Annotated in this window: 17 protein-coding genes; 3 read left to right on the forward strand and 14 right to left on the reverse strand. The window is 72.2% G+C overall.

The window, feature by feature from the left end:
* Window positions 1–95 precede the first annotated feature (95 nt).
* A complete protein-coding gene (locus EDF64_RS05585) occupies window positions 96–1,424 on the forward strand; it encodes an ABC transporter substrate-binding protein (RefSeq protein ID WP_133519073.1) in 1,329 nt (442 codons plus the stop codon).
* A gap of 192 nt (window positions 1,425–1,616) precedes the next feature.
* On the opposite strand, the gene rarD is transcribed toward EDF64_RS05585, so the two are convergent.
* A complete protein-coding gene (gene rarD, locus EDF64_RS05590; RefSeq protein WP_133519074.1) occupies window positions 1,617–2,579 on the reverse strand; it encodes an EamA family transporter RarD in 963 nt (320 codons plus the stop codon).
* 135 nt (window positions 2,580–2,714) lie between these two features.
* Complete coding sequence (gene groES, locus EDF64_RS05595) at window positions 2,715–3,011, reverse strand: co-chaperone GroES (RefSeq protein WP_071292506.1); 297 nt, start codon at window positions 3,009–3,011, stop codon at window positions 2,715–2,717.
* 160 nt (window positions 3,012–3,171) lie between these two features.
* On the opposite strand from groES, the gene EDF64_RS05600 reads away from it, so the two are divergent.
* Window positions 3,172–4,374: a class I SAM-dependent methyltransferase gene (locus EDF64_RS05600; protein WP_133519075.1), complete on the forward strand. Its 1,203-nt coding sequence runs from the start codon at window positions 3,172–3,174 to the stop codon at window positions 4,372–4,374.
* Between the two features lie 169 nt (window positions 4,375–4,543).
* On the opposite strand, the gene EDF64_RS05605 is transcribed toward EDF64_RS05600, so the two are convergent.
* The 4 genes from EDF64_RS05605 to tsaB all read right to left on the reverse strand — a co-directional run bounded on the left by EDF64_RS05605 (window position 4,544) and on the right by tsaB (window position 7,673).
* Window positions 4,544–5,365 carry a DUF4190 domain-containing protein gene (locus EDF64_RS05605; protein ID WP_133519076.1) on the reverse strand — a complete coding sequence of 274 codons (822 nt, stop codon included), beginning with the start codon at window positions 5,363–5,365 and terminating at the stop codon, window positions 4,544–4,546.
* 106 nt (window positions 5,366–5,471) lie between these two features.
* Window positions 5,472–6,521, reverse strand: coding sequence for a tRNA (adenosine(37)-N6)-threonylcarbamoyltransferase complex transferase subunit TsaD (gene tsaD / locus EDF64_RS05610; RefSeq protein ID WP_133519077.1), 1,050 nt, complete (start codon window positions 6,519–6,521; stop codon window positions 5,472–5,474).
* Window positions 6,514–7,041, reverse strand: coding sequence for a ribosomal protein S18-alanine N-acetyltransferase (rimI, locus tag EDF64_RS05615; RefSeq protein ID WP_133519078.1), 528 nt, complete (start codon window positions 7,039–7,041; stop codon window positions 6,514–6,516). Before rimI ends, tsaD begins: the two co-directional genes overlap by 8 nt.
* Window positions 7,038–7,673 carry a tRNA (adenosine(37)-N6)-threonylcarbamoyltransferase complex dimerization subunit type 1 TsaB gene (tsaB, locus tag EDF64_RS05620; protein WP_133519079.1) on the reverse strand — a complete coding sequence of 212 codons (636 nt, stop codon included), beginning with the start codon at window positions 7,671–7,673 and terminating at the stop codon, window positions 7,038–7,040. The genes rimI and tsaB overlap by 4 nt, the downstream gene beginning before the upstream one ends.
* 235 nt (window positions 7,674–7,908) lie before the next feature.
* Here tsaB and EDF64_RS05625 point away from each other — a divergent pair, with 235 nt between their 5' ends.
* A complete protein-coding gene (locus EDF64_RS05625) occupies window positions 7,909–8,172 on the forward strand; it encodes a hypothetical protein (protein ID WP_133519080.1) in 264 nt (87 codons plus the stop codon).
* A gap of 126 nt (window positions 8,173–8,298) precedes the next feature.
* On the opposite strand, the gene EDF64_RS05630 is transcribed toward EDF64_RS05625, so the two are convergent.
* From EDF64_RS05630 to glmS, 8 genes are all read right to left on the reverse strand, one after another.
* Window positions 8,299–9,801: a hypothetical protein gene (locus tag EDF64_RS05630; protein WP_133519081.1), complete on the reverse strand. Its 1,503-nt coding sequence runs from the start codon at window positions 9,799–9,801 to the stop codon at window positions 8,299–8,301.
* Window positions 9,802–9,970: 169 nt separating this feature from the next.
* Window positions 9,971–12,616 carry a polynucleotide kinase-phosphatase gene (locus EDF64_RS05635; RefSeq protein ID WP_133519082.1) on the reverse strand — a complete coding sequence of 882 codons (2,646 nt, stop codon included), beginning with the start codon at window positions 12,614–12,616 and terminating at the stop codon, window positions 9,971–9,973.
* Window positions 12,613–14,088, reverse strand: a complete 1,476-nt coding sequence (locus EDF64_RS05640) for a 3' terminal RNA ribose 2'-O-methyltransferase Hen1 (protein WP_133519083.1) — start codon at window positions 14,086–14,088, stop codon at window positions 12,613–12,615. The genes EDF64_RS05635 and EDF64_RS05640 overlap by 4 nt, the downstream gene beginning before the upstream one ends.
* A gap of 78 nt (window positions 14,089–14,166) precedes the next feature.
* Complete coding sequence (tsaE, locus tag EDF64_RS05645) at window positions 14,167–14,676, reverse strand: tRNA (adenosine(37)-N6)-threonylcarbamoyltransferase complex ATPase subunit type 1 TsaE (RefSeq protein ID WP_243736264.1); 510 nt, start codon at window positions 14,674–14,676, stop codon at window positions 14,167–14,169.
* On the reverse strand, window positions 14,673–15,833 hold the full coding sequence (gene alr, locus EDF64_RS05650) for an alanine racemase (RefSeq protein WP_166645617.1): 1,161 nt from the start codon (window positions 15,831–15,833) through the stop codon (window positions 14,673–14,675). Before alr (EDF64_RS05650) ends, tsaE begins: the two co-directional genes overlap by 4 nt.
* Entirely contained in the window at window positions 15,830–16,933 is a 1,104-nt protein-coding gene (alr, locus tag EDF64_RS05655) for an alanine racemase (RefSeq protein WP_133519085.1), read from the reverse strand. The genes alr (EDF64_RS05650) and alr (EDF64_RS05655) overlap by 4 nt, the downstream gene beginning before the upstream one ends.
* A 70-nt stretch (window positions 16,934–17,003) precedes the next feature.
* Complete coding sequence (locus EDF64_RS05660) at window positions 17,004–17,384, reverse strand: holo-ACP synthase (protein ID WP_133519086.1); 381 nt, start codon at window positions 17,382–17,384, stop codon at window positions 17,004–17,006.
* 6 nt (window positions 17,385–17,390) lie between these two features.
* A complete protein-coding gene (glmS, locus tag EDF64_RS05665) occupies window positions 17,391–19,238 on the reverse strand; it encodes a glutamine--fructose-6-phosphate transaminase (isomerizing) (RefSeq protein WP_133519087.1) in 1,848 nt (615 codons plus the stop codon).
* Between the last annotated feature and the right edge of the window lie 22 nt (window positions 19,239–19,260).

A 19,260-nucleotide genomic window follows, 5' to 3' on the forward strand; every position in this document is an offset into this window, starting at 1 on the left:
AACACATCCGATCTAGCTTTCTCGACATCCCACGTGGAGGACGCCGCGCTCGACCCGATGCGGCTCGGCCTCCGCGCAGAGAAAGGGCTCCACGGATGATCAGAACCACCCGTGCCACCACGGCACTGGCAGTGGCGGGAGCGGCGGCGCTCCTGCTCGCCGCGTGTTCCACCACAGGTAGTGCTTCACCGTCTTCCTCGGCGTCGAGCGGCGCGAAGAAGGACCCGGCTGCCAGTTGCAAGGCCCCCGACACCCCCGGCACCGAGGCGCTGAAGATCGGCACGATCCTGCCGCTCACCGGTTCGCTCGCGTACCTCAACCCGCCCGCCGAGTCCGGTGTCGGCCTCGCGGTGCAGGACATCAACGCGGCCGGCGGCGTGCTCGACAAGGACGTCACGATCGACCCGGCCACCGACTCGGGCGACAGCAACGACATGACCGTGTCCAGCTCGGCGGCGACGAAGCTCGTCAACGCCAAGGTGCCGGTCGCGATCGGCGCGGAGTCCTCGAGCGTCACGCTCAACGTCATCGACCAGCTGACGAGCAACTGCATCGTGGAGATCTCCCCCGCCAACACGGCGGCCGACCTCTCGGGCTACTCGTCGTACTACTACCGGACCGCTCCGCCGGACTCGGTGCAGGGCTCGGCGCTCGGCCAGCTCGTCACGGGTGACGGCAACGCCAAGGTCGCCTTCCTGGTCTTCAACGACACCTACGGCACGGGCCTCCGCAACACCGTGCAGAAGGCGGTCGAGGACTCCGGCGGCTCGGTCGTCTACGGCGGCAAGGGCAAGGGTCAGGAGTTCCCGCCCGGACAGACCACGTTCTCGTCCGAGGTGACGGCCGCGCTGGCCACGAAGCCCGACGCGATCGTCGTCCTGGCCTTCGACGAGACGAAGTCGATCATCCCCGAGCTCGTCTCGCAGGGGAACAAGGCGAAGATCTACATGTCGGACGGCAACACGGCCGACTACTCGAAGGACTTCGACAAGGGCACGCTGACCGGCGCGCAGGGCACCATCCCCGGTGCCTCGCCGAAGGACGAGTTCAAGCAGCAGCTCGCCGACTTCTACAAGAAGTCGTCCGGCAAGGACCTCGCCGACTACTCGTACGCGGCCGAGTCCTACGACGCCACCGTCCTCGCCGCGCTGGCCGCGGTGAAGGGCAAGGGCACGGACTCGGGCACCATCCAGGCCAACATGGCGAAGGTGTCCGGGGCCGACGGCGGCACCGAGTGCTCGACGTTCAAGGACTGCGTCGCCCTGCTCGACAAGGGTGAGGACATCCACTACACGGGTCCGTCGGGCATCGGTCCGTTCGACGACAACAACGACCCGTCGAGCGCCTACATCGGCATCTACAAGTTCGACGGCGACAACAAGCCCGTCTACCAGAGCGCCATCCAGGGCTCGATCAAGAAGTAGACACCGGGCACCACCTCACGAGAGCGACAGTTCTCCGCGGATCCCCCGTGGAGAACTGTCGCTTTCGCGTTGGTACGGCGCAGGGCTGCGAGGGCGGGCGGGCGCGGGCGGGCGGGCGGGCGCGGGGCGCGCGGGAGGGCGGGAGGGCGGGCGCGGGCGCGGCGGGCGGCCTGGAGGCGCGGGTCGGGCCCGTCAGACCGGCTCGGCCGCCGTGGGTGCGAGCGCCCGGCGCCGGGATGCCCGAGCCGCCGCGAAGGAGTCGACGGTCAGGATGACCAGCGCGAGCCACACGATGCCGAAGCCGAACCACCGTGCTCCCGACATCGGCTCGTGCTGCACGACCACACCGACGAGCAGCTGCATGATCGGCGCGAGGTACTGCGTCAGCCCAAGCGTGGACAGGCTCACCCGCCGCGCCGACGACGCGAACAGCAGCAGCGGCACCGCCGTCGCCGGCCCGGTCAGCAGCGTGACGAGGACGTGCACCCCGCCCTCGCTCGTGAACGTCAGCCCGCCACCGAGGCCGGTCGTGCCGAGCACGACCAGCGCCACGACGGCGATCGGCAGCAGCCACACGGTCTCGATCGTCAGGCCGCTGAGGGCGTCCACGGTGCCGCCGACCCGCTTCTTCACGAGGCCGTACAGACCGAACGAGAACGCCAGCGCGAGGGAGATCCACGGCATCCGGCCGTAGCCGACCGCGATCACGACGACCGCCACGACGCTGATGCCGACCGCCACCCACTGCGCGGGCCGCAGCCGTTCGCGCAGGACCAGCACGCCGAGCGCGATCGTGACGAGCGGGTTGATGAAGTACCCGAGCGCCGCCTCGACCGTGTGACCGGTGGTCGTCGCCGCGACGTACACGGTCCAGTTCACCAGGATGAGCACCGCGGCCAGCCCCATCACGAGCATCACCCGCCGCTGCGCCATGAGGGTGCGGGTCCGGAGCCACGAGCGGGTCACGGCGATGGCGATCGCGCAGAACACCAGCCCGAAGACGATGCGCCACGCGACGATCTCGAACGCGCCGGCGGGGGCCATCGCCGCGAAGAGCAGCGGCATGAGGCCCCAGAGCCCGTACGCGACGATGCCCTGGACGACACCGACGGATGCCTCGCTGCGGGGCGGACGCGTCGGACTCGGTTCACTCACGGAACCATCCTAGGAAGCCGGACCGACGCTGCGGGGGCGCACCGTGCCTCCCGGCCGCCGGAACGCGACCACGAGCCGGACGCGAGAACGCCCCACCGGCCAGAGCCAGCGGGGCGTTCTCGGTGAGTACGGGACTCAGTGCTCGATGACCGCGAGGACGTCGCGGGCCGAGAGGACGAGGAGGTCCTCGCCCGAGTACTTGACCTCGGTGCCGCCGTACTTCGAGTAGATGACCTTGTCACCCACGGCGACGTCCAGCGGGACGCGGTTGCCGTTGTCGTCGATACGACCCGGACCCACTGCGACGACCTCGCCCTCCTGGGGCTTCTCCTTCGCGGTGTCCGGGATGACCAGACCGGAAGCGGTGGTCTGCTCCGCCTCGACCTGGCGGATGACGATGCGATCCTCGAGCGGCTTGATGCTGACGGCCACGGTGACCTCTTCTTTCTCGGTGGAGACTCGGTACTGATGAAAACCGGGTTGGCACTACGCACAGGAGAGTGCCAACGCCAACTCTAGGAGGTCGTTGGCACTCGGTCAATCCGAGTGCCAACCCAGGTCGAGCCTCTCGGCGACCTGGGAGGATCGACGCGTGGAAGCCGCCGACCTCGCCCAGTTGCTCACCCCCGCGGGGATGGCCTTGCTCGACCGTACCCCGGCCGTCTCGGACGGCGGTGAGATCGTGCGGGTCGTCGCTCGGCTGCGGGCCGAGGGGCACGACCCCGGGCTCGTCGCGGCGGTCCTGACGCAGGCGAAGCTGCGGCAGAAGGCGCGGGGGAAGTTCGGCGAGTTCGCGGCCCGCATGCTCTTCACCGAGGCCGGCCTCGAGCAGGCGACCCGGCTGCAGGTCGCCGCGCAGCACGCCGGACGGTTCGCCGCCGCGGGACTGACCCGGGTCGCCGACCTCGGGTGCGGGATCGGCGGGGACGCGCTGGCGATGGCGGCGCTCGACCTCGACGTGACCGCCGTCGACCGCGACGAGGTGACCGCGGCCGTCGCCACGCACAACCTCTCGCCCTGGCCGAACGCCCGGGTCGAACTCGGCGACGCGGCGTCGTTCGACCTGTCCACCGTCGACGGCGTCTGGATGGACCCGGCACGACGGACCTCCGGCCACTCCGACACCCGACGGCTCGCCGACCCGGACGACTGGTCGCCCTCGCTCGACACGGTGTTCGCAGCCGCGACGACGACCCCCACCGGCGTGAAGCTCGGCCCGGGCGTCGACCGCGACCTCATCCCGGACACCGCCGAGGCGCAGTGGACGTCCGTCGACCGCGAGGTCGTCGAGCTCGCCCTCTGGTTCGGCCCCCTCGCCCGACCGGGCGTCCGCCGTGCCGCGACCGTGATCGGGTCGCACGGCATCGCCGAACTCGTCGGGGCCGCCGATGCCGAGGACGTCGAGGTCGGCCCGCTCGGCGCCTACCTCTACGAGCCGGACGGCGCCGTCATCCGGGCGCGGCTCATCGGGGACCTCGCGCGCTCCCTCGACGGCCGCATGCTCTCCGACGGCATCGCGTACGTCAGTTCCGACCGAGCCGTCGTCACCCCGTTCGCGCAGGGGTTCCGGGTGCTCGACACGATGCCGCTCGACGTGAAGAAGCTCGCGGCACGCCTGGCGTCCGACGACATCGGCACGGTGGAGATCAAGAAGCGCGGCGTCGACGTCGACCCGGCGCAGTTCCGCAAGCGGCTGCGGCTCCGCGGCAGCGGTCGCGTCACGCTCGTGCTCACCCGCCTGGAGGGACGGCACACCGCGATCCTGTGCGAGCGGCTCGCCGACGTGGCCGGGTAGGGCGCGGGGCGCCGACGTGGCCGGGTCGGGCGCGGGGCGCCGACGTGGCCGGGTCGGGCGCGGGGCGCGCCGCATCCGCACAACGCAAGTGGCCTCGAACCGCGGGATTCCGCGGTTCGAGGCCACTTCGGTTGTGCGAACGGTCCGGCCGGCCGGCCGGCGGGCCGCGTCAGAGGATGAAGGCGCCGGAGTCGTAGCCGTTGTAGTCGTAGTCCGACGAGTACGACCCGGAGATCGCCCCGAGGACCACGAAGAGCCCGACGATGAGGATGAACAGGCCCGTCAGGACCCATCCGCCGATGACACCGGCGAGCGCGAGTCCGCGGCCGCCCTCACCGGACTGCTTGATCTTGCCGAGGGCGATGTGCCCCATGATCGCGCCGGCGGGGCTCGCCAGGATCACGAGCGGCCAGATGATGATGCCGCCGAACGCGAAGACGATCGAGAGGATCGCGAGCGTGTTCGTCTTCGGGCGCTGGGCGTACGGCTGGTAGCCGGTGGCGGCGTAGGGGTTCTGCGGGCCGGCCGCGTACGGGTTCTGCTGCCCCGACGCCGCGTACGGGTTCTGCGGGGCGCCGTACCCGGGCTGGCCGTACTGGCCGCCCTGCTGCCCGTACTGCTGGCCGGGGGCCGCGTACGGGTTCTGCTGGGCGCCGGAGCCCGGCTGCCCGTTCGGCTGGCCGTACTGCCCGTTCGGCTGGCTGTACTGCCCGTTCGGCTGGCCGTACTGGCTGCCCTGGCCAGGTGCGGCGTACGGGTTCTGCGGCGCCGCGTACCCGCCTGAGACGCCCTGCGCCGCCGATCCCTGACCGGACTGCGCCCACGGGTCGTTCGGCGCCGGGGCGGGTGCGGATGCCGGGGCTTCCGGGGCGGAGGCGCCGTACTGCTGGGGCTGTCCGGACGGCTGCGCGCCCTGCTCCGGCTGGTTCGTCGACGCGCCGCCCTCCGGCGTCGTCTCGCCCGGCTTCGGCCACTGGTTCTGATCGGACACCGTCCACCCCTCTCGGCACCTCGGTCGTCGGTGCCCTGTGAATCCTCCCACAGACGACCCACCGCTGCGCCGGACGTCGGCGCGGACGCCGGGGCCCGGCCGCGGGTCAGACCTGGACGGTCGTCACCGGCAGCGTCGAGTCCGCCGCGATGCCGAGGTCGCTCGGCGCGTGTCCCTCGGCGACGAGTCGGGCGCCGACCGCAGCGATCATCGCGCCGTTGTCGGTGCACAGGTCGAGCGGCGGGATCCGGAGCTCGACCCCGGCCGCCGCACAGCGTTCCTCGGCCACCGTCCGGAGCCGCGCGTTCGCCACGACGCCGCCGCCGAGCAGGAGCCGGTTCACCCCGGTGTCCCGGCAGGCGTTGAGCGCCTTCGTGACGAGCACGTCGACCACGGCCTCGCGGAAGCTCGCGGCGACGTCCGCCACGGGGACCTCGCGCGCCTCGTCGCGGCAGCGTTCCACCCAGCGTGCAACGGAGGTCTTCAGCCCGGAGAACGAGAAGTCGTATCGGTGCGCGGCCATGTCCTTCGGCAGCGTCAGGCCGCGGGGGAACCGGATCGCCGTCGGGTCGCCGTCGGCCGCCGCCCGGTCGATCTGCGGCCCGCCGGGGTACGGCAGACCGAGCAATCGCGCGACCTTGTCGAACGCCTCGCCCGCGGCGTCGTCGATGGTCTCACCGAGGAGTTCGACGTCGCCGACCAGGTCGCGCACCAGCAGCAGCGACGTGTGCCCGCCGGACACCAGCAGCGCCACCGTCGGCAGGTCGATCTCGCTGCCGTCCACCCGCAGGACGTCCGCCCCGACGTGCCCGACGAGGTGGTTCACGCCGTACAGGGGCTTGCCCGTCGCGACGGCGAGCGCCTTCGCGGCACCCACGCCCACCATGAGCGCACCTGCCAGCCCGGGGCCCGCCGTCACCGCGACGGCGTCGAGCTCGTCGAGCGTCACGCCCGCCTGCTCGAGCGCGGCCTCGAGCGTCGGTGTCATCGCTTCGAGGTGGGCGCGCGCGGCGACCTCGGGCACGACGCCGCCGTACCGCGCGTGCTCCTCCATGCTCGACGCGATGACGTTCGCCAGCAGGGTGTTGCCCCGCACGATGCCGATGCCGGTCTCGTCGCAGCTCGTCTCGATGCCGAGCACCAGTGGTTCAGCCACCGAGGGTCTCCTGTCCGATCGGTCCCGGGCCGTCCGTGGCCCGCTGCGGCAGCTCCGCCCGCATCACCCACGCGTCGACGCCGTCCGGCTGGTAGTAGCGGGGGCGGACCGCGATCCGCTCGAAGCCGAACGCGGTGTACATCGCCTGCGCGACGGGGTTGTCGGCGCGGACCTCGAGGAAGACCTCGTGCACGCCACGGCGCCGGGCCTCGTCGAGGAGCTCGGTGAAGAGCACCCGTCCGATGCCCTTCCCGCGCTGGTCGGCCGCGACCGCGATGGTCTGCACGTCCGCCACCGGGTTGCCGGCGAGCGACGAGAGGCCGGCGTACCCGACGATGGACGGAGCCCCACCCTCGGTGGTCTCCACGACGACGTAGTACCCGTGCGGCGAGTACAGCTCGCCGGACATCTGCGACGCCGACCACGCGTCCGTCGGGAACGACGCGTGCTCGAGCCACATGACGTCGTCGAGGTCCTGCGGGTGGGCGCGCCGCAGGCGCAGCCCGTCGGGCAGGGTCACTGCTTGACCCGCTTCGGCGCGCCCGGCACGGTCACGTCGGGGTCGCGCAGGTAGAGCGGGGTGTCGTCGGCGAAGGGCGCGCCGGAGGCGAGCCGGTCCGCGGCGATCGCCCCGAGCCTCCAGGCAGGGATGGACGCGACGGTCACGCGGTCCCAGCCCACCGCTTCGGGCCTGGAGGCGCGGATCGCCTCGTCGAGGTCGGCCGGCTTCGCGAGTCCGGGACCCGCGACCCGCGTGCCGGTCGCGTCGTAGGCGGTCCAGTAGACCTCGCGCCGGCGGGCGTCCGTCAGGACGACGAACGGGCCGGCCAGGCCGGCCGCGCGCTGGTCGGCGGCGACCGCGTCGTGGCTGACGAGGGGCAGGAACGGGACGCCGCGTGCCGCGGCGAAGGTGCGGGCGGCGGCGATGCCGACGCGGAGGCCGGTGAACGGGCCGGGGCCCATGCCGGCCACGACGCCGGTGACCTCGGCGGGGGTGGTGCCGGACTCGGCGAAGACCTCGGCGAGGAACGGGCCGATCACCTCGGCGTGCCGGCGGCTGTCCTCGGTGTCGCGGGTCGCGAGCGCCTGGCCGGTCGTCGGGTCGACGACGGCGACGGAGGTCCCGGCGGAGGTGTCGATCGCGAGCAGCACCCGTCCATCGTAGGCGGCGTTCACCCGTCGGGCGGGCTCGTCACGAGAGGACAACGATCATGTGAAATGTTTTCGTCCGGAGGTGTTGTCATCGCTACGTTTCCCGGAGGTCCACGCGACGAAGGGCAACAACGTGCGGCACGAGCAGTTCACGCAGAGCAGGACGGTTCGACGGTGGGACACCGTGCTGCGAATCGCCATCTGGCCGACATGGGGGGTCGGGTGCGTCGTCGGCGTGATCTGGTGTTGGCTCCTCGCCGCGACCACCGCCATCGGCCCCGTCACGCCAGATGACACCGCGTGTGCCAGGGCTCTCGTCGACACCGCCGCGACGGTCAGTGTCGTCGGAGCCAGCACGGCCATCGCCCTCGCGACCGCGCTCCTCGTCGTCCGCCGCGGAAGACGACCGATCGGGGCCATGCTGGCGATCCTGGTGGCCGTTGCCTCTCCATGGCTTCCCCTCCAGATCGCCCTGAACACGACGATCGCAGGCGAGTAGGCGCCTCGGCGCAGACCTGCCCGCGCGGCGGATCACCGGATCCGAACCGCAGGGTCGGTGATCGTGCCGCTCGCCGGACACGGGACGGGGCCGGGCCGCAGTGCGACCCGGCCCCGTCCGACCTGCTCAGCGCGCGAGGATCGCCGGGCTGGTCCCGCTGGCGAGACCGACGCCGAACGACGTCGCAGCGTTCGTGTTCGTCACGGTCCACAGGTCACTCGAGTTCGTCTGCACCGCGATGACGTAGCCGCTGCCCACCGGCGCGATCGACGGGCTCGTGTCCGAGGCCATCCCGATCGAGAAGTGCGTCGCCGCGTTGCCGTTCGTGACGCTCCACAGGTCGCCGTTGTTCGCCTGGGCCGCGACGACGTACCCGCTCGACGTGGCGAGGATCGCCGGGCTGGTGCCGGCCTGCATCCCGATGTGGAAGGCCGTGGCCGCCTTGGTGTTCGTGATCGTCCACAGCGCGTTGGTGTTCGTCTGCACCGCGACGGTGTAGCCACCCGAGGTCGCCGCGATCGACGGGCTCGTCCCGGCGGCCATCCCCACGTCGAAGGCGGTCGCGGCCTTCGTGTTCGTGATCGTCCACAGCTTGCCGCCGTTGGTCTGGACCGCCACGGTGTAGCCACCCGAGGTCGCCACGATCGACGGGCTCGTCCCGGCGGCCATCCCGACGTCGAACGCCGTTGCGGCCTTCGTGTTCGTGATCGTCCACAGCTTGCCGCCGTTGGTCTGGGCGGCGATCACGTACCCGCCGCCGGAGGTCGGGATGACGGACGGGCTCGTCCCGGCGGCCATGCCGACCGGGAAGTGTGTCGCCGCGCCGTCCGAGGTGATGGACCAGAGGTCACCACCGGTCGCCTGGAACGCGATGACGTACGAGTTGCTCGACAGGCTCGCGATCGCCGGGCTCGTGCCCGCTGCCACACCGACGGGGAACGACGTCGCCGCCTTGCCGGCGGTGATGCTCCACAGCCCCGTCTGCTTCACGTGGGCCGCGGTGACGTACGAACCGGTCGGCGTCGGTGCGTTCGGGATGCCCGGGCCGGACGTCACCCCGGGCTGTGAGGTGTTGTGGGTCCCCGCCGGTGCGGACCCGCGCGGGGTCCACTGGCCGGGGTCGGCGATGAAGGCGGGTGCGACGGACTGCAGTGCGCTCGTGTAGGCACCGTCGTTGTACGTCGTCCACGGGGTGAAGGACTCACCGGCCGCGACGTACTTGGCGAACGCGGCCTCGGCGTTGTTCCACGGGTCCAGCATCTGGAAGTCCTGGCCGTACTGCGGGACGGAGTCGCCGCAGGTGATCTGCCAGAGTCCCCATCCGGCCCGGTCGCTCCCGCTCCCGCAGTACCCGACCCCCTGCTGGATCGCGCCCGGGTTGCCCCCGCTCTCCTCGATGGCGATGGCGGCTGCGATGCGTGCGCTGGCGGCCGTCCCGCCGGCGTCGACCCAGAACCCCTCGATGGCGGCGTACGAGAGTGCCCCGCTGCCGCCCGACGCCGCCGAAGCGGGCGTCGTGGTGGTCAGCGCAGCCCCTGCGATGACCAGTGTCCCCACGGCCAGGCCGCCGAGCAACTTGATGAACGTCGTTCCCCTGCGCCGACGAACCGGCGCTTCCCCTGTCGTCATGCGGCCAGCCTGGTCTCCGGTGGACGCCGCAGACCCGGCACGGGCTGGGAGGTCGACGCCGAAGATGAGAGTCGGGAGAGTTTCACCCCGTCGCCTTCGGCTCGCGTCCACCCGTCGTCCGGCTGCCGTCGAGGGGCTGCCTGATCGACGGCTCGGCGCCGGGCAGTTGTCAGAGGCGCGGGTCCACCGGCTCCGACTCCATCGCCAGCACGCCGAACACCGGCTGGTGCACGCGCCACAGCGGCTCACCGGCCACGAAGCGCTCGAGCGACTCCAGCCCGAGCGCGTACTCGCGCAGCGCCATCGACCGCTTGTGCCCGAGGTCGCGGTCCCGCAGTCGCGCGAGGTTGCCCGGCTCGGTGTACTCCGGCCCGTAGATGATCCGGAGGTACTCGCGCCCGCGCACCTTCACGCCCGGTTGCACGAGCCCCTTCGGCCCGCGCGTCAGGTTCTCCTCGGGCTTCACGACCGCGCCTTCACCGCCGACGCCCGTGATGTCCTGCCACCAGTCGGTCCCCGTCGCCCGGCTCGACTCGTCGTGGACGTCGACGAGCACCGACCGAGTGGCCCGGACGACGTCCGGGGCGGTCGCCGCGAGCCGGTCCGCCACCTCGAGGTGCCACCCGTGCGCCCGATCGGCGAACGTGCGGCCCTCGGCGGCGAGCACCTGGAACGGCGCGAACCGCACGTCGTCGATGCCGGGCGCAGGGGTCGCGTACCGCCGGTAGGAGGTGACGTAGGCCTCCGCATCCGCCGCCCGCTGCCGGGTGCGGTCCAGCAGCGCGGCGACGTCGACCCCGGCGTCGCGTGCCGACTCCAGCGCAGTGAGCGCGCTCGGGAACGCCCCGGCCGCGGCAGCGCCGACCTCGGCGTACCAGTCACGGATCATCCCCTCGGCCTTCACCGCCCACGGGAGCACCTCACCGTCGAGCAGGACCCAGTCGCTCTCGAGCTCGGTCCAGAGCCCGGCCCGTTCGAACGCCGCCGACAGTCGTTCGGTGAACAGGGCGGTGGTGGTCTCGTCGAAGAACGACCGTCCGGTGCGGGTGTACACGACGCCGCGCCAGTCGGCGGGGGCCTCGAAGCGGGCCGGGTCCCTCGCGAGCAGCACCGTTGCCCGGGACCCCATGTGCTTCTCCTCCATCCGGACCTGCGCCACGCCCTGTCCGCGGTAGTACGCGAACGCTTCCTCCGGGTGTTCCAGGTGGTCGGGCAGCGCCGACGTCGCCACCGGGCTCATCGTGGGTGGGAGGTACGGCAGCCAGCGCGGGTCGATGGCGAAGCGGCTCATCACCTCGAGCGCGCCGGCCGCGTTCTCGGCGCGGATCCCGACCCGGCCGTGGTGCCGGGTCTCGATGATCTGCTTGCCGGTCACGTCCTCGATGGGGAGCACCCCGGGGACGCGACGTGGTGACGGACCGGCACCGCGCCTCCCGTCCGCCTGCTGGGTGGGCCTGGAGGCGCGCCCCGCCTCCGACACGTCGCCGTCCGTCGACGGCGTGGCCGGGCCGCGCAGCGGCTCGAGCGGCTTGGCCGGCTCGTAGTGCACGCGCTCGGCGTCCACCTGCACGACCTCGCGCTCCGGGTACCGGAGCGCGGACAGCTTCCCGCCGAAGACGCATCCCGTGTCCAGGCACATCGTGCCGTTGATCCACTCGGCGTCGACGGTCGGCGTGTGCCCGTAGAGGACCGTCGCCGAACCCCGGTAGGAGTCCGCCCACGGCAAGCGGACCGGCAGGCCGTACTCGTCGCTCTCACCGGTCGTGTCGCCGTACAGCGCGAACGACCGCACCCGGCCGGATGCCCGGCCCTGGTACTGCTCCTTCATGCCGGCGTGCGCGACGACGAGGGCACCGCCGTCGAGCACCAGGTGGCCGACGAGCGAGCGGCAGAACTCCCGGACCTCGGTACGGAACTCCTCGGGCTCGGACGCCAGCTGGGCGAGGGTCTCGGCGAGCCCGTGCGAGGTCTGCACCTTCCGACCGTCCAGGGCCCGGACGAGCTTGTCCTCGTGGTTGCCGGGGACGGCGAGCGCGTGCCCGTTCCGCACCATCCCCATCACGAGCCGGAGGACGCCCGGGGTGTCCGGACCGCGGTCGACCAGGTCGCCGAGGAACAGCGCCCGACGACCGTCCGGGTGCACGGCGTCGACCGGGCGGCCGAGCTCGTCGCGGACCAGGGTCCAGCCGAGCCGGCCGAGCAGCGACTCGAGCTCCGATCGGCAGCCGTGCACGTCGCCGACGACGTCGAACGGGCCGTGCTCGTCCTTCCGGTCGTTGAGCAGTGGCTGCCGGACGATCGTCGCGGCGGCGACCTCGTCCTCGCCGTGGAGGACGTGGACGCGACGGAAACCCTCCTTGCCGAGGTGCTTCAGCCCACGCCGGAGCTGGCCCTGCTGACGGCGCACCACTGCCGGCCCGAAGTCACGGCCGGACCGGGTCGCGTTGCGGGCGACGCACACCGACTCCGGGACGTCGAGCACGATCGCGACCGGCAGGACGTCGTGGTCGCGGGCGAGCTTGACGAAGTCGCGACGTGCCTCGGGCTGGACGTTCGTCGCGTCCACCACGGTGAGGAGCCCGGCGCGCAACCGCTGCGCCGCCACGTGCTTCAGCGCGTCGAAGGCCGCCGGGGTCGCCGCCTGGTCGTTCTCGTCGTTCGAGACGAGCCCGCGGAACACGTCGCTCGACAGGGTCTCGTACGGACCGAAGTTCTGCGCGGCGAAGGTCGACTTCCCGGAGCCGCTCGTGCCGACGAGGAGCACGAGGGACATCTCCGGGATCGTCAGGGCGGTGCTGCTGGTGCGGTCGTTCATGCGGCGGCCTCCGAGCCGCGCAGGCGGCGGAACAGTGCGAGCTGGGTGGGCGGACCGACCTCGGGGTCGTCGTCGCCGATCGGACGGAACTCGGTCGTGTAGCCGTGCCGGTCGCCGACCGCGGTGGCCCACGCCCGGAACTCGTCCCGGGTCCACTCGAACCGGTGGTCCGGGTGCCGGAACCGGCCGGCCGCGAGCCGTTCGAAGCGGACGTTGTGCTCTGCGTTCGGCGTGGTCACCACGACGGCTGCGGGGCGTGCGGCGGCGAAGACCGAGGTCTCGAGGGCCGGCAGTCGCTCGGGGTCCACGTGCTCGACGACCTCCATGAGGACGATGGCGTCCAGCCCGGCGATGCGGTCGTCGGAGTACGTCACCGAGGACTGCAGCAGCCGGACCCGTGCCCGCTGGTCGTCGCTGGCCTCGTCGAGGTGCAGGCGGCGTTCGGCGCGCTCCAGCTCGCGCGGAGCGACGTCGGTGCCGATGACCGTCGTGAACGTGCGGTCCGCCATCAGGTGCCGGAGGAGCGCACCTTCGCCGCACCCGACGTCCGCGACGGTGCGGGCGCTGGTGTCCGCGAGCGCGGTGAGGACGGCTTCGGCGCGGCGGCGGTACAGCGGTGTCTCGGCAGGACCGGTCTCCGTGGGGCTCGCGTTCGTGGGGCTCGCGGTCGTGCTGTTCGCGGTCGCGCTGTTCGCGGTCGTGCTGTTCGCGGTCGCGTCGCTCGTCTCGTCGAGCCCGAGCAGACGACTCGTCGCGTCCTCCACAAGGGAGCGCTGGTGCGCCAGCGACCGCGTGGTGATGAGGTCCCGGAGCGGGTGCTCGGCCAACCATCCCTCACCCCGGCGGAGCAACTTGCCGATCTCGTCGTCACCGACCCAGTAGTGCTTCGCGTCGTCGAGCACCGGCAGCAGCACGGTGAGCTGCCGGAGCGCGTCGGACAGCCGGACGCTCCCCCGGAGCCGCAGCCCCACGGTCGTGGCGTCACCCCACTCCGGACGGGTGTCGTCGAGCGGACGCCGAGTCTCCTCGACCGCCCACCCGAGCGGCGCGAACAGCCGGGTGGCCAGACCGACCCCGTGCTCGTCCGGCTCGCTCGGCACGCTCGTCAGTGCGACGTCGAGATCGATCGGCGCCGCGGCTCGCTCCGGCCGGGACTCGCTCTTGCCGGCCATCGCGCTGCGGAACACCTGGCCGATCGCGAGCGCGAGCATCGACGTCGACACGTACGGCCGGTCGTTGACGTACCGGGACAGCGCCTGCGCGTCCGCTCCGTAGCGCTTGCTCCGGGCGAGGGCGACCGCGTCGATCTCCAGCAGGAGTGCAGCGGTGCAGACCTCGTCGGTGTCGGCGGGGTAGAAGACGTGCGCGGTCCCGACGCTGAGGTCGAACGACTGCGCGCGGCCGGGGTGCTTGTGCAGCAGGTGCGAAAGGTCGGGAGCGGCCTCGCCCCGGGTCGAGAGCGTCACGAGCACGTGGGCCTCCGTCGGTCGTCCTCCGGCGCGGTCCACCGGCCGGCGGTCGGCCGGAGGACGATCCTACTGGTCCGGTCGTCAGAGGACGGCGTCGGCCCAGCGGGGACCCGTGCCAGTGACGACCACGCGGCGGGGCTCGTCGGGGACGTCGTCCGGGTCGAGGTCGTCGTCCGAGGTCGCGTCGGCGCCGGTGGCGCGGATGATCTCGACGTCGAGGACGCTGTCGGCGATCCCGTCGACGAAGCCGCGGCCCCACTCCACGACGACGATCGAGGCGTCCCAGTCGAGGTCGAGGTCGTCGAGCTCCACCGGGTCGGACAGGCGGTAGGCGTCGACGTGCACGAGGTCCGGGCCGGCGGTCGTCGGGTGGGTGCGAGCGAGGACGAAGGTCGGGCTCGACACCTGGCCCCGCGCACCGAGCGCCGCGCCGAGCCCGCGGGTCATCGTGGTCTTGCCCGCACCGAGCGGGCCGGTGAGGACGACGAGGTCCCCCGCGCGCAGGACCGCGGCCAGCCGGGCCCCGAGCGCGCCCATCGCGTCGGTCGTCGCCACGGTGGTGTCGAGCAGGACGCGGGACTGCTCGGTCACTGCTCGCCCCGGAGGTACTCGGCGACGTGCCCTTCGACGCGGTGGCCCTCGTACACGCGGGGCACCCGGGCGCCGATCCGGCAGACGATCTCCTCGCCGATGGTGCCGAGCGCCTGCCCCCACTCGAGGACGGTCATCTCGTCGTGCTCCCCGGTGCCGAAGAGCACCACGGTGTCGCCGACCTGCACGTCGTCGTCGCCGACGTCGACCAGGAACTGGTCCATGGCGACGCGACCGGCGATCGGGTAGCGCGTGCCGCCGATGGCGACCTCGATGCGCCCCTGCGCCAGGCGCGGAACGCCGTCCGCGTAGCCGACGGGCACGAGGGCGAGCGTCGTCTCGGCGAGGGTCCGGTACGTGTAGTCGTACGAGACACCGGTGTCGACGGGGACCCGCTTCGTCTTCGCGACCGAGGCCGTCAGCGTCATCACGGGTTCGAGCCCGAGGTCCGACGCCGAGACGCCGTCCGCTCCGGGGATGCCGAACAGGTTCGCCCCCATCCGGACCATGTCCTTGCGGAACTCCTTGCGCTCGAGCCCGGCGAGCGACGCGGCGACGTGCTCCATCGGCACGTCGAGCCCGAGGTCCTCGGCCTGCTCGACCGCGGCGTCGAACAGGGCGACCGCCGAGGCGTCGTCCTCGTCGGAGGACTCGGCGAGGTGCGTGTACGCGGCGACGACCTCGATGCGCCCGGCGCGCTGCGCGTCCACCGCGAGTGAGACGAGCGCCGGCCAGGCCTCGAGCGTCGCACCGTCGCGGTGCAACCCGGAGTCGACGCCGAGGTGCACCCGCGCCGGACGCTGGTCGACGGCGTCGATGACCCGCCGCAGCTCGTCGACGTTCGAGACCCCGAGGTCGACCGCGGAGTCGATCGCGTCGCGGAAGTCGAGCGCCGGGTCGTGCTGCCACGTGAAGAGGTGCACGTCCTCGCCGACGCCGATCGACCGGAGGCGCAGGGCCGCGGGGACCGTCAGGACACCGATCCAGCGGATGCCGGCGTCGACCGCGGCGAGCGCGATCGGTTCGAGGCCGTGCCCGTAGGCGTCGGCCTTCATGATCGCCATCACCTCGACGGGGTCCATCCACTCGCGGACCAGGTCGAGGTTGGCGCGGTAGGCGTCGAGGTCGATCTCGGCCCGGCGCAGCGGCGCGTTCACGTCGTCCTCCGTTCCACGCTGCGGCCGACCCGGGCGACCACCTCGTAGTTGATCGTGCCGACGGCGGCGGCCCAGTCCTCCACCACAGGGTCGCCGTTCGCCGGGTCGCCCCAGAGCACGGCCTCGTCACCGACCTGCACGTCGGCGTCGCCGATGTCGACGTGCATCGCGTTCATCGCCACGCGTCCGACGACCGGGAAGGTGCGGTCCCCGATCCGGACGACCACGCGGTTGCCGAAGTCGCGGTCGAAGCCGTCCGCGTAGCCGAGCCCGATCACCGCGAGCCGGGTGTCCGTCTCGGCGCGCCAGGTGTAGCCGTAGCTGACGCCCTCGCCCGCGCGTACCGGCACGGTCCGGAGCACCGCGGCTGTGACGCGCATCGCGGGACGGAGCCCGAGGTCGGCCGAGGTGCGGTCCGGGAACGGGCTGAGCCCGTACAGCGCGAGCCCGACCCGGGCCAGGTCGTGGCGGGTCTCGGGGACGGCGATGCTCGCGGCGCTGGCGGCGAGGTGCACCACGTCCGGCACGATCCCGTTCGCGGCGAGGCCGTCGAGCGCCCGCTGCAGGGCGGCGTCCTGGTCGAGGTCGTCGGCGCGCGACGCGTTCGACAGGTGCGACATCAGCCCCTCGACGCGGGTGCGGGCGCCGCTCCGGGCGAGACGGCCCGCGGTGGCGAACAGCTCCGCCCACTCGGACTCGACCGCACCGTTGCGGCTGAGCCCCGTGTCGACGCAGATGTGCACGGCGGGGACCTCGGAGTCGGCGGCGGCGGCGAGTTGCGACACGCTTGACACCGCCGGGGTGACGCCGTACCGGGCCGCGCGCCGGAAGTCCTCGTCGGGAGCGTGCAGCCACGCGAGGATGCGGACCCCCTCGTCGATGCCCGCCTGCCGGAGCGCGACCGCCTCGTCGATGTCCGCGACGCCGAGCCACTCGGCGCCGGCGTCCACGAACGCCTGCGCGGCCTCGGCTGCGCCGTGGCCGTACCCGTTGGCCTTGACGACCGCGATGACGCCGGACGGGGCCACCTGTTCGGCGACCCGACCGTAGTTGGCGATCAGGGCCTCCCGGTCGACCGTGATGCCGGTGAACGCACTCATGACGCGACCCCCTCGGCGATCAGCGACAGAACCGTCGTCCGTCGGTCGACCGTGATGCCGGTGAACGCACTCAAACCGTGTCCCCTGTTCCTTCGAGCACCACGAAGGCCGTGGCGATCCCGCCGTCGTGCGAGAGCGACAGGTGCACCGACCCGACGCCCCGCGACTCGGCCACCTGCTGCGCCCCGCGCCGCAGGGTGAGCGACGGGTTCCGCTGGTCGTCGGAGACGACCTCGAGGTCCTGCCAGCTGAGCCCCGCGCTCGACCCGAACGCCTTGATGAGCGCTTCCTTCGCGGCGAACCGCGCCGCGAGCGACGCGATCGGACGGGGTTCCCCGTCGCGCATCAGCTCCGCCGGTGTGAAGAGCCGCGTACGCATCGCCGGCGTGCGGTCGAGCACCAGCTCGAACCGCTCCAGGTCGACGACGTCGACACCGATGCCGATGATCATCGCCGTCTACTCGACGGTGACCGACTTCGCGAGGTTGCGCGGCTGGTCGACGTCGAGGCCCTTGGCCGCGGCGAGCTCCATGCCGAACATGTGCAGCGGCGCCACGGCGAGCAGCGGCTCGAACAGCGGCGTCGCGAGCGGGATGCGCAGGACCTCGTCGGCGAAGGGCAGCACGGCGGCGTCGCCCTCTTCCGCGATGGCGATCACCCGGGCGCCGCGAGCGCGGATCTCCTGGATGTTCGACACCACCTTCGGGTGCAGCGACCGCGGGTCACGCGGCGACGGCACGATCACGAAGACGATCTGCCCGGGCTCGATGAGGGCGATCGGGCCGTGCTTGAGCTCACCGGCGGCGAAGCCCTCGGCGTGGATGTACGCGAGCTCCTTGAGCTTCAGTGCACCCTCGAGCGCGATCGGGTACCCGACGTGCCGACCGAGGAACAGCACGCTGCGGGTGTCCGCCATCCAGCGGGCGAGGTCCTTGATGCCGGACGCGTCGTCGATGGTCTGCTGGAGCTTCGGGGCGAGGCCCTCGAGCTCGGCGACCTGCTCCGCGATCTGCTCGGCGGTGAGCGTGCCGCGCAGGGTGGCGAGGTGGAGCCCGAGCAGGTAGAGCGCGACACCCTGGGCGATGAAGGCCTTCGTCGACGCCACGGCGACCTCGGGGCCGGCGTGCGTGTAGATGACGGCGTCGGACTCGCGCGGGATCGTCGCACCCTGGGTGTTGCAGATCGACAGCACCTGCGCGCCCTGCTCGCGGGCGTACTTGACGGCCATGAGCGTGTCCATGGTCTCGCCGGACTGGCTGATCGAGACGACGAGCGTGCGGTCGTTCAGCACCGGGTCGCGGTAGCGGAACTCGTGCGCGAGCTCGACCTCGACGGGCACGCGGGCCCACTGCTCGATGGCGTACTTGCCGAGGATGCCGGCGTACGCCGCGGTGCCGCAGGCGATGACGATGACGCGGTCGACCGAGGCCAGACGGTCGGCGATCGGGTCGAGGTCGTGCAGGGTGACGGCGCCGTCGTGCACGCGGCCGAGGATCGTCTTCGCGACGGCCTCCGGCTCCTCGCTGATCTCCTTCGCCATGAACGAGGTCCACCCGCCCTTGTCGGCGGCGGAGGCGTCCCAGTTCACCTCGAACTCGCTCGGCGTCGCGGGGGTGCCGTCGAAGTGGATGACGTCGACGCCGTCGGGGCGGATCGTGGCGATCTCGTCCTGCCCGATGGCGAGGGCGCGCTGCGTGTACGCGACGAACGCGGCCACGTCGGAGCCCATGAAGTTCTCGCCGTCGCCGAGTCCCACCACGAGCGGGGAGTTGCGACGGGCGCCGACGACGACGCCGGGCTGGTCGGCGTGCACGACGAGGAGCGTGAAGGCGCCCTCGAGCCACTGCACCGCCTGCTGCATCGCGGACGTCAGGTCACCGGTGTCGCGGAACGCGCGGGCGACGAGGTGCGCTGCGACCTCGGAGTCGGTCTCGCTGAGGAACTCGACCCCGTCCGCCTGCAGCTCGGCGCGGAGCTCGGAGAAGTTCTCGATGATGCCGTTGTGGATGAGGGCGAGCTTGCCGCCGTCGGCCAGGTGCGGGTGCGCGTTGCCGTCGGTCGGGCCGCCGTGGGTCGCCCAGCGGGTGTGGCCGATGCCGGTGCCGCCGTCGGCGATCGGGTGCGACTCGAGCTCGTCGACCAGGGCCTGCAGCTTGCCGGCCTTCTTCGCGGTGGCGAGCACCTGCGAGCCGTCGACCACGGCGATGCCCGCCGAGTCGTAGCCGCGGTACTCGAGACGACGGAGACCACCGAGGAGGACGTCCTGGCTGCTGTTGCTGCCGACGTAGCCGACGATTCCACACATGGGGACGATCCTACGGTCTGCC

The sequence above is a fragment of the Curtobacterium flaccumfaciens genome (genome assembly GCF_004361695.1).
Lineage (GTDB): Bacteria > Actinomycetota > Actinomycetes > Actinomycetales > Microbacteriaceae > Curtobacterium > Curtobacterium flaccumfaciens_B.